Origin of the sequence: Micromonospora sp. WMMD956 (assembly GCF_029626125.1) — a bacterium.
Taxonomy (GTDB): domain Bacteria; phylum Actinomycetota; class Actinomycetes; order Mycobacteriales; family Micromonosporaceae; genus Micromonospora; species Micromonospora carbonacea.
On record NZ_JARUBI010000005.1, the window covers coordinates 6907731 to 6918955 of the forward strand.

At 72.3% G+C, this 11225-nt stretch carries 6 protein-coding genes and 1 riboswitch; of the genes, 4 read left to right on the forward strand and 2 right to left on the reverse strand.

Features of this window, described 5'->3' with window-relative positions; genetic code table 11:
• The first annotated feature begins 119 nt into the window (after positions 1-119).
• Positions 120-2396 carry an aminotransferase class III-fold pyridoxal phosphate-dependent enzyme gene (locus O7628_RS29910; RefSeq protein ID WP_278135706.1) on the forward strand — a complete coding sequence of 759 codons (2277 nt, stop codon included), beginning with the start codon at positions 120-122 and terminating at the stop codon, positions 2394-2396.
• Positions 2397-2400: 4 nt separating this feature from the next.
• The gene (locus tag O7628_RS29915) at positions 2401-3990 is read left to right on the forward strand and encodes an FGGY-family carbohydrate kinase (RefSeq protein WP_278135708.1); all 1590 of its coding nucleotides are present in this window, start codon (positions 2401-2403) and stop codon (positions 3988-3990) included.
• A gap of 41 nt (positions 3991-4031) precedes the next feature.
• Here the strand turns inward: O7628_RS29915 and O7628_RS29920 are convergent, their stop codons facing one another.
• A complete protein-coding gene (locus tag O7628_RS29920; RefSeq protein ID WP_278135710.1) occupies positions 4032-4901 on the reverse strand; it encodes an LLM class F420-dependent oxidoreductase in 870 nt (289 codons plus the stop codon).
• Positions 4902-4999: 98 nt separating this feature from the next.
• Positions 5000-5077, forward strand: a riboswitch (S-adenosyl-L-homocysteine riboswitch).
• Here O7628_RS29920 and metH point away from each other — a divergent pair.
• Complete coding sequence (gene metH, locus O7628_RS29925; RefSeq protein ID WP_278135712.1) at positions 5052-8696, forward strand: methionine synthase; 3645 nt, start codon at positions 5052-5054, stop codon at positions 8694-8696. Its footprint overlaps the riboswitch before it by 26 nt.
• A 45-nt stretch (positions 8697-8741) precedes the next feature.
• On the opposite strand, the gene O7628_RS29930 is transcribed toward metH, so the two are convergent.
• Entirely contained in the window at positions 8742-9770 is a 1029-nt protein-coding gene (locus tag O7628_RS29930) for a serine hydrolase (RefSeq protein ID WP_278135714.1), read from the reverse strand.
• Positions 9771-10019: 249 nt separating this feature from the next.
• Between O7628_RS29930 and chvE the strand changes: the two genes are divergently transcribed.
• Positions 10020-11144: a multiple monosaccharide ABC transporter substrate-binding protein gene (gene chvE, locus O7628_RS29935; RefSeq protein WP_278135716.1), complete on the forward strand. Its 1125-nt coding sequence runs from the start codon at positions 10020-10022 to the stop codon at positions 11142-11144.
• The last annotated feature ends 81 nt before the right edge of the window (positions 11145-11225 follow it).

Genomic DNA, 11225 nt, shown 5'->3' on the forward strand with positions numbered 1-11225 from the left:
ACAATCGGCGGCCCGATTCTCGCGTCCGGCGGGACGGTGCTCCGCGTCGGCCGCCCGGCGACGATGGACCCCGACGGGCATCCCCGCCGATCCGCCGTGGCCCGACCGAGGAGAGCGCCGTGGAGCACCGCACGTCCCGCCAGCACGTCGTCGACATGTGCCGCACCATGCTCGCCCGTGGCTACCTCAAGGCCACGGAGGGCAACGTGTCGGTCCGCGTGCCCGGCCACGAGCTGTACGCGGTCACCCCCAGCAACTACGACTACGACCGGATGCGTGTCGAGGACGTCTGCATCGTCGACTTCGCCGGAAAGCACGTGCCCGACGACTCCGGCACGGGCCTCGCGCCGTCGATCGAGTGCGGGATGCACGCCAACATCTACCGGCAGCGGCCGGACGTCAACGCGATCGTGCACACCCACCAGCCGTACGCCTCGGCGCTGGCCTTCCTGCGCCGGCCGATCCCGGCGCTCACCGACGAGCAGGTGCGCTTCCTCGGCAAGCGGGTCGCCATCGTCGACTACGCCCCGTCGGGCACGGGGTTCCTGGCGCGCAACGTGCAGAAGAAGGTCGCCGGCGGGGACAACGCGTTCATCATCGCCAACCACGGGATCGTCGCCCTCGGCACGGACCCGGACCGGGCGGTGTTCAACATGGCGCTGCTGGAGAAGGTCTCGATCGCCTACCTGCTGGCGCTGACCACCGAGGCGGGGAAGGTCTACACGATCCCGACGGCGATCCGCGAGGTCGCCTTCGGCAAGCTGCGCGCCGACGAGAAGCGGATCGCCGCCCAGATCACCGAGGCGGTGTCGCCGCTGCGGGTGCCCGCCGACGAGGAGCTGCCCAGCGCCGACGCGACGGCCGCCGCGCTCGCCGCCGCCAGCGGAGAGAACACCACCGCCGGCACGGCGGACGTCGGCGGGGAGGGCGCCGGCGGCGAGGCGGCCCGGCTCGGCTACGCGATCAGCGAGTATCCCGACGTCGACGACGTCATGCGCCGCCTGAGGGCGCTGGTCGCCCAGCCGATCCGCGGGCTGCGCCACGACGCGCTGCTCGACGTGCTCAACTACTACGACACCAAGTGCCGGGCCAGCCGGGAGATCACCGACCGGGCGAAGCGGCGCATCCCCGGCGGCGTGCAGCACAACCTGGCGTTCAACTACCCGTTCCCCCTGGCCATCGAGCGGGCCGAGGGCGCGCACCTGGTCGACCGCGACGGCAACACCTACATCGACTTCCTCCAGGCCGGCGGCCCGACGATCCTGGGCAGCAACTACGGGCCGGTCAACGAGCGGGTCGCGGAGGTGGTCCGGGCGTCCGGGCCGGTCACCGGCCTGTTCCACGAGTACGAGCTGAAGCTCGCCGAGATCATCCACCGGTACCTGCCGCACGTGGAGATGTACCGGGCGCTCGGCTCGGGCACCGAGGCGGTGATGGCCGCCGTGCGCGGGGCGCGGGCGTTCACCGGCAAGAAGATGGTGATCAAGGTCGGCGGCGCGTACCACGGCTGGTCCGACACGATGGTCTACGGGCTGCGGGTGCCCGGCACCTACCGGATGAACGCCAAGGGCATCCCCTTCGGCGCGACCAGCCGCACCCGGGAGGCGTTCCCGCACGACCTGGGGCAGCTGCGGCGCAAGCTGATCGAGAACCGGCTGCGGGGCGGCACGGCCGCCGTCGTGGTCGAGCCCGTCGGCCCGGAGTCCGGCACCCGGCCGGTGCCGCGCGACTTCAACGCCAAGGTACGCCAGCTCTGCGACGAGTTCGGCGCGCTGCTGGTCTTCGACGAGGTGGTCACCGGGTTCCGCCTCGGCCTGGGCGGCGCGGCCGGCTACTTCGGCGTCACCCCCGACCTGACGGTGCTCGGCAAGGCGGTCTCCGGCGGTTACCCGATGGCCGGCGGCGTCGGCGGTCGCGCCGACGTGATGGCGGTCTTCGGCTCCGGCCTGGACGGCAAGAGCGGCGCGCACATCCAGGTCGGCGGGACCCTGTCGGCGAACCCGCTGTCCTGCGCGGCCGGCTACTTCGCCATCGAGGAGATGGCCCGCACCAACGCGCCGGTCATCGCCGGGCGGGCCGGCGACCGGCTCACCCGGGGCCTGCAACGGCTCATCGACCGCTACGGCCTCCCGTACGTCGCCTACAACCAGGGCTCGATCGTGCACCTGGAGTGCAGCGGCGTCATGCTGCTGGACATGCGCCACCCGGTGAAGCTGCTCAAGGAGAACAAGGCCCGCAAGCGGCTGATGGAGCAGATGGGCGCGGCGTACGCTGCGCACGGCATCATCACCCTGGCCGGCTCGCGGATGTACACCTCGATGGCCGACACCGACGAGGTCATCGACGACGCGCTCGCGCGGTTCGACCAGGTGTTCGCGCTGGTCGAAGGGGTCTGATCCGGTGGCAGCCACGGCACCGCAGGTGCTCGCGATCGACCTGGGCACCTCGGGGATGAAGGCCGCCCTCGTCGCCGCCGACGGCACCGTCACCGGCTGGGCCGAGCGGGCCGTGCCGCTGCGGGTGCTGCCCGGCGGCGGGGCCGAGCAGGATCCCCGCGCCTGGTGGGACGCGCTCGGGCAGGTCGCCGCCGACCTGGGCCGGGCCCACCCCGACCACCTGCGCGCGGTCACCGTGGTGTGCGCCTCCACGCAGGGCGAGGGGACCATCGCCGTCGACGCGGCCGGTGAGCCGCTGACGGCGTGCATCAGCTGGCTGGACATGCGGGGCGCGGCGAACCTGCGCCGCCAGTTCGGCGGCTTTCCCGCGTACCACGGCTTGTCGGCGCGCCGGATCGCCCGCTGGCTGCGGCTCACCGGCGGCATGCCGTCGCCGACCGGCAAGGACCCGGCGGCGCACATGCTGCTGGTCCGCGACGAGATGCCGCAGGTGTACGCGCGCACCGCGTCGTTCCTCAACGTGCTCGACTGGATCAACCTGAAGCTGACCGGGCGGACGGTGGCCACCGTCGACTCGATCCTCACCTCGTGGGTGACCGACAACCGGCGGCCGGGCGACGTCCGCTACTCCCCCGCCCTGGTCGCCGACTGCGGCATCGACCGGGACAAGCTGCCGCCGATCGTCGCCTGCACCGACGTGATCGGCACGCTGTCGCCGGCCGCCGCCGCGCATCTGGGCCTGCCGGGGTCGGTGCGGGTGGTGGCCGGGGCCATCGACAACACGGCCGCCGCGATCGGGGCGGGCACGACCGGCGACAACCAGCCGCACCTCTATCTCGGCACCTCGTCGTGGGTCGCCGCGCACGTGCCGGCGAAGAAGACCGACGTGGTCGCCGGGATCGCCGCGGTGCCGTGCGCCATCCCCGACCGCTACCTGATGACCGCCCTGCAGGCCACCGCCGGGGCGAACCTGACGTGGCTGCGCGACAAGGTCGTCGAGTACGACGACCCGCTGCTGAGCGCCGGGCACGTCAGCCGGGACGAGGGCACGATCTTCGACGCGTTCGACCGGATCATCCCGACGGTGCCCCCGGGGGCGAACGGCGTCATCTACACCCCGTGGCTCTACGGCGAACGCGCCCCGGTCGACGACCCGCACCTGCGCGCGGCGTTCCTCAACATCTCGCTGGACACCAACCGCTCCGACCTGCTGCGGGCGGTCTTCGAGGGCGTCGCCCTGAACACCCGCTGGCTGTTCCGGGCCGTCGACCGGTTCCTCGGCGCGCCCGTCGCCTCGCTGGCGATCACCGGCGGCGGTGCGCTGTCGGACTCGTGGTGCCAGATCTTCGCCGACGTGCTCGGCGTCGAGATCCGGCGCGACGCGAACCCCCTGGCGGTCAACGCCCGGGGCGCGGGCTGGATCGGCGCGGTCGGCACCGGGATGGTCGGCTTCGGCGACCTGCCCGGGCTGATGCGCAGCGACCGGGTGTTCGCGCCGACGCCCGCGCACCGGGCCACGTACGACGAGATCTTCGACGTCTACCGCCTGCTGCACCGGCGGCTGGCCCCGGTCTACCGGCGGCTGCGCCGGTAGACCGCCCGCGCCCGGCGGGCGCGGGCGGCCCGACCCGGCGGTCAGCCGAGGTCGGCCAGCTTCGGCAGCACCTCGTCGGCGACCCGCCGGGTGAACTCCACCGGGTGCCGGTCCGGCATCGTCTGCACCTCGGTCACCCCGAGCGCGGCGTACGCGGCCACGTCGGCGACGAACGCGCCGACGTCGGCCAGCGGCGGCCGCAGCACGATCGCCGTCTTCTCGATGGCGTCGTAGTCGCGGCCCTCGGCGGCGCAGTGGCCGCGCAGCACGTCCAGCTTGCGGGCCACGTCGTCGGGGCTGGAGCCGAACAGGTTGCACGCGTCGGCGTACCGGGCGACCAGCAGCAGCGTCTTGCGCTCACCGCCGCCGCCGATCATGATCGGCGGGTGCGGGCGGCGCAGCGGCTGCGGCGAGTTGAGCGTCTCGGCCAGCCGGTAGTGCCGGCCCTCGAAGGGCCCGTCGTCGTCGCTGAACATCTGCCGGCAGATGCGCAGCGTCTCCTCCAGCCGCTCGAACCGCTCGGCCACCGGCACTACCGGGACGCCGAGCCCGCGCTGTTCCCGCTCGTACCAGGACGCGCCGATGCCGAGGCGGGCCCGGCCGCCGGAGAGCACGTCCAGCGTCGTGACGATCTTGGCGAGCAGGCCCGGGTGGCGGTACATGACGCCGGTGACCAGCACACCCAGCGTCATCCGCCGGGTCAGCGCCGCGACGTAGCCGAGGGTCGTGTACGCCTCCAGCATCGGCTCCTCGGCCGGGGCCTGGGCCTCCATCTGGAAGTAGTGGTCCATCACGGTGAACGACGCGAACCCCGCCTGCTCGGCGAGGGTGGCGGTCTCGGCCAGGGTCGGCGCGATCGCCGCCGCGTCGGCCGGGGTCGAGAACGTCCAGTAGTGCAGTCCGAGTTTCATCTCCACACCTCCGGATCGAGCCTAGTGGCGACCGGGCCGTCGCACTGGGTGGGATCGATTCGACGGTTCTGGGCCGGTATCCGGTAGTCTCTCGATACCAGGCCGAGAGGCGCTGCGACGGGCCCGGCCCGCCACGCTCGACCTGGGAGCATGTGGACCAAGGGCGCCTCCGAGACTTCGGGGGTGGTCGGTGTGGGTTCGTCCGTCGACGGTTCAGGTGCGGTTGCGGCGCTGCGGCGGTTGCTGGCCGAGCGCATCGCGGTGCTCGACGGCGCCTGGGGCACGATGTTGCAGGGCGCGAAGCTCTCCCCCGCCGACTACCGGGGCGACCTGATCGGCGCGGACCATCCCCGCGACGTCACCGGCGACCCCGACCTGCTCAACCTGACCCGCCCGGACCTGATCCTCGACGTGCACCGGCAATACCTGGCGGCCGGTGCCGACATCACCACCACCAACACGTTCACCGCCACGAGCATCGGGCAGGCCGACTACGGCCTGGAGGCGCTGGCGCGCGAGATGAACGTGCGCGGCGCGCAGCTCGCCCGGCAGGCCGCGGACGAGGCGGGCGGGCGGTTCGTCGCCGGCTCCGTCGGCCCGCTCAACGTCACCCTGTCGCTGTCGCCGCGCGTGGAGGACCCCGCGTACCGGGCGGTCACGTTCGACGACGTCAAGGCCGCGTACGCGGAGCAGATGGCGGCGCTGGCCGAGGGCGGGGTCGACCTGCTGCTGGTGGAGACGATCTTCGACACGCTCAACGCGAAGGCGGCGATCGCGGCGGCCCGCGAGGCGGCCCCCCACCTGCCGCTGTGGATCTCCGTCACGGTGGTGGACCTGAGCGGCCGCACGCTGTCGGGGCAGACGGTGGAAGCGTTCTGGCGCTCCATCGCGCACGCCGAGCCGCTGGTCGTCGGCGTCAACTGCGCGCTCGGCGCGGCGGAGATGCGCCCGCACGTGGCGGAGCTGTCCCGGCTGGCCGGCGCCTACGTCGCCGCGCACCCCAACGCCGGGCTGCCCAACGCCTTCGGCGGCTACGACCAGACGCCGGAGGAGATCGGCGCGCTGCTCGGCGGGTTCGCCGGCGACGGCCTGGTCAACATCGTCGGCGGCTGCTGCGGCACGACCCCGCCGCACATCGCCGGGATCGCGGCGGCGGTGCGGGGCGTGCCGCCGCGACGGGTCGCCGAGGAGCCCCCGGCGACCCGGTTCAGCGGCCTGGAGCCGTTCACGATCGGGCCCGACACCGGCTTCGTGATGATCGGCGAGCGCACCAACGTGACCGGCTCGGCGCGGTTCCGCCGGCTCATCGAGGCCGACGACCACCAGGGCGCGGTCGACGTGGCCGTCGAGCAGGTGCGCGGCGGCGCGAACCTGCTCGACGTCAACATGGACGCCGACCTGCTCGACAGCGAGCGGGCGATGACCACGTTCCTCAACCTCATCGCCACCGAGCCCGAGGTGGCCCGGATCCCCATCATGATCGACAGCTCCCGGTGGAGCGTGCTCGAAGCCGGCCTGAAGTGCGTGCAGGGCAAGGGCGTCGTCAACTCGATCAGCCTGAAGGAGGGCCCGGAGCCCTTCCTCGCCCAGGCCCGGGCGATCCGCGGCTACGGCGCGGGCGTGGTGGTGATGGCCTTCGACGAGCAGGGCCAGGCCGACACCACCGCGCGCAAGGTGGAGATCTGCGGGCGGGCGTACGACCTGCTGGTGGGCGAGGCCGGCTTCGCCCCCGAGGACATCATCTTCGACCCGAACGTGCTGGCCGTGGCCACCGGCATCGCCGAGCACAACGGCTACGCGAAGGCGTTCATCGACGCCCTGCCGCTGATCAAGGCCCGCTGCCCCGGCGCGCGCACCAGCGGCGGCATCTCGAACCTGTCGTTCGCGTTCCGGGGCAACGACGTGGTGCGCGAGGCGATGCACTCGGCGTTCCTGCTCCACGCCGTGCGGGCCGGGCTGGACATGGGCATCGTCAACGCCGGTCAGCTCAGCGTCTACGAGAACATCCCGGCGGACCTGCTCGAACTGGTCGAGGACGTCATCTTCGACCGCCGGCCCGACGCCACGGACCGGCTGGTCACCTTCGCGTCCACCGTCACCGGGTCGGGGACGAAGCGGGAGGTCGACCTGTCCTGGCGGGCCGCTCCCGTCGCCGAGCGGCTCACCTACGCGCTGGTGCACGGCATCGTCGACCACGTCGAGGCCGACACGGAGGAGGCCCGGCTGCTGCTGGACCGGCCCCTCGACGTCATCGAAGGCCCGCTGATGGACGGCATGAAGGTCGTCGGCGACCTGTTCGGCGCGGGCAAGATGTTCCTGCCGCAGGTGGTCAAGAGCGCCCGGGTGATGAAGCGGTCGGTGGCCTACCTGGAGCCCTACATGACCAAGGAGCGGGCCGCCGGGCAGGGCCAGGGCAAGGTCGTCCTCGCCACCGTCAAGGGCGACGTGCACGACATCGGCAAGAACATCGTCGGCGTCGTGCTCGGCTGCAACAACTACGAGGTCGTCGACCTGGGCGTGATGGTGCCGGCGGCGCGGATCCTGGACACCGCCGTGGCCGAGGGCGCCGACGCGATCGGCCTGTCCGGGCTGATCACCCCGTCGCTGGACGAGATGGTCGCCGTCGCGGGCGAGATGCAGCGCCGGGGGCTGCGGATGCCGCTGCTCATCGGCGGGGCCACCACGTCCCGGCAGCACACGGCGGTGCGGATCGCCCCGGCGTACGAGGGGCCGACCGTGCACGTGCTCGACGCGTCCCGGGTCGTCGGCGTGGTCTCCGACCTGCTCGACGCCGACCGCGCGCAGACCCTCGACACGGCCAACCGGGCCGAGCAGGAACGGCTGCGCGAGCAGCACGCCAACCGGCACGCCCAGCCGCTGCTCACCCTCGCCCAGGCCCGCGCCAACCGTGAGCGGGTCGACTTCGCCGACCTGCCGGTGCCGGCGTTCACCGGCGTGCGCGTGGTCGAGCCGTCCCTCACCGAGCTGCGCGAGATGATCGACTGGCAGTTCCTGTTCCTGGCGTGGGAGCTGAAGGGGAAGTTCCCGGCGATCCTCGACCAGCCCGTCGCCCGCGAGCTGTACGACGACGCCAACACCCTGCTCGACGCGATCATCGCCGATGGGTCGTTGCACGCCCGGGGCGCGTACGGCTTCTGGACGGCGCACGCCGAGGGCGACGACATCGTCCTCGACGACGCCGGGGTGCGCCTGCCGATGCTGCGCCAGCAGACCGCCAAGCCCGCCGGCCGGGCCAACCGGTGCCTCGCCGACTACGTCGCGCCGGCCGGCGACCACCTGGGCGGCTTCGCGGTGGCGGTGCACGGCGCGGAGGAGTTGGCCGCCCGCTACGAGGCCGAGCACGACGACTACCGCGCCATCATGGTCAAGGCGCTGGCCGACCGGCTCGCCGAGGCGTTCGCCGAGCACCTGCACCTGCGGGCCCGCCGCGACTGGTTCGAGCCCGACGCCGCCCCGGCGCTGGCGGACCTGCACGCCGAGCGGTTCCGGGGCATCCGGCCCGCGCTGGGCTATCCGGCCAGCCCCGACCACAGCGAGAAGCGGGACCTGTTCGACCTGCTCGGCGCGCAGACGCTGGGCATCGGCCTGACCGAGTCGTACGCGATGACGCCCGCGGCCGCCGTCAGCGGGCTGATCTTCGCGCACCCCGACTCACGGTACTTCACGGTCGGGCGGATCGGCCGCGACCAGGCCGAGGACTACGCGGCGCGGCGTCGCGTGGCCCTCGCCGAGGTCGAGCGCTGGCTGCGCCCGAACCTCGCCTACGAGCCGTGACCGGCGCGGCCGGGCGCGCCTGACGGCGGGCCCGGCCGGCGGGGGTCAGCCGCCGTCGACCGGGCGGAACGGCGGGACGTGGTGCCGGGCGCGGGCGGCGCGGTTGGTGGTGGTGCAGATCGCGTCGAACATGGTCCGGCCGAGGACCGCGTGGGCCTGCACCGCCGGGTGGGTCGACCCGTAGTTGTCCAGGTCGCCGAGGGAGTCGGCGAACAGCGCGTAGGTCAGGGTGGGCGCGCCCGCCGGGTCGAACATGATGCCGGCCTCGTGCCGGGCCGCGCCCAGCTCGTCGTAGTCGGCGCCGTACTTGGTGGCGACCCGGCTGCGCTCGGCCGAGGACATGGTGTGCCGGATCCCGTCGTGGTAGCCGTTGATCCACCGCAGGATGCCGAGCAGGAAGTCGGCGGACCGCGGGGCGAGAATGGTCTTGTTGGCCAACCGCCACAGCAGATCGTGGGTCTCGCGGGGCGTGGTGACGCCCAGGTAGAACCGGTTCGGGTTGGCCACGGGCTCGACGCGGGTGTGGACGAACCCCTTCGCGGCGAGGATGTCGTTGATCTCCAGCGCCGGCACCACCCGGCCGCACATCCGCACGGCCGTGTTGTCGGAGACGAGCAGCATCGCGGTGAGGAAGTTGGCGACGGTGACCTGGTCGCCCCAGACGGTCTGCAGGAAGTAGATGCCGCTGCCGCCGAGGATGATGTCGGCGGTCAGGTCGAGCCGCTGGTCCAGCCGGAGCTGCCCGCGGTCGATCTTGTCCATCACGGCGACGGCGACGGCGAGCTTCTGCACGCTGTAGCCGTGCGTGACGCGGTCGGCGTCGTCGGCCACGACGGTGGCGAGCGTGCCGGCCCGGTCGACCATCGCGATGTGCGAGTGCCACACACCGCCGGCCGCGGCCTTCTGTTCGAGGTAGGTCCGCCGGATCACCTCGGCGCCTCCGGTGGCGCGGGTCCCCGTCGCCGGCGCGGCGGACGCCCGGCCCTCGGCGGCGGCGGGCCGGCCGGTGGCGGCGAGCGCGGCGGCGGCCGCGCCCAGCCCGATCGCGGTCCGGCGGGTGACGTTGCTGTTCATGTGAGCCTCCCCAGTGGTCGCCCACGATGCTCTCAGACGTGTCGATCGAGCGGTGTCCCAGCGGGTCCGCCCTGGTCCGAACGACCCGGCTCCGAAGTGGTCGGAGCTGTTACGAGAACGTGACCCCGGCATTTCCCGAAACATGTTGACCAAGGCGGATGTGAGCGCTAACACTGACCGGGGCGTGGACACGCTCCGCACTTTCGGCACGAGGTCCTGGGAGGGAAGCCTGTGTCCAGAAGATTCTTGATGGCACTCGGCAGCGCCGTGCTGGCGCTCAGCATCGCGGCGTGCAGCGGCGAGGGGGCCGGCGGAGGCGGCGACACCGCCGACAAGAAGCCCACCGACCTGACCATCGGCGTCTCGATGCCGACGCAGACCTCGGAGCGGTGGATCGCCGACGGCAACTCGGTGAAGGAGAAGCTGCAGGCCAAGGGCTACAAGGTCGACCTGCAGTACGCCGGGGACGACATCCCCACCCAGTCGCAGCAGATCGACCAGATGATCACGCAGGGCGCGGACGTCCTGATCATCGCGGCGATCGACGGCACGGCGCTCAGCGGCCAGCTCCAGGCCGCCGCCCAGGCGAAGATCCCGGTCATCTCCTACGACCGGCTCATCCTCGGCAGCCCCAACGTCGACTTCTACGTCAGCTTCGACAACTACAAGGTCGGCGTCGCCCAGGCCACCGCGCTGCTCGTCGGCCTCGGCCTGCAGAACAAGGACGGCTCGAAGGGCACGGCGACCGGCCCGTTCACCATCGAGTTGTTCGCCGGCTCGCTCGACGACAACAACACGCAGTACTTCTTCGGCGGGGCGATGGACACCCTCAAGCCGTTCTTCGACAACGGCACGCTGAAGGTGAAGTCCGGCCAGACGAAGATCGAGCAGGCCGCCACGCTGCGGTGGCAGCAGGAGACCGCGCAGAAGCGGATGGAGGACCTGCTGACGTCGAGCTACAACGACGGGTCCACGGTGGACGGCGTGCTGTCGCCGTACGACGGGATCTCCCGGGGCATCATCACCGCCCTGCAGAACGCCGGCTACGGCAAGGGCAAGAAGAAGCTGCCGGTGGTGACCGGCCAGGACGCCGAGATCGCCTCGATCAAGCTCATCAACGACGGCGTGCAGAGCTCCACCGTCTTCAAGGACACCCGGCTGCTGGCCGAGCAGGCCGCCATCGCCGCCGAGGCGTTCCTGCAGGAGAAGCAGCCGCAGGCCAACGACACCACCACCTACAACAACAAGGTCAAGGTCGTCCCGGCGTACCTGCTGCCGATCCAGACCGTCTTCAAGGACGACATCAAGTCCGTCCTCGTCGACTCCGGCTACTGGACGGCCGAGGAGGTCGCCGCCGGGCAGGCCAAGAAGTAGCCCGGTCTCCGTCGGGTCCGGGCGCTCGCCCGGGCCCGGCGGGCGCCGGCCCGGCCGGCGACGCCACCCGACGACCCGAAC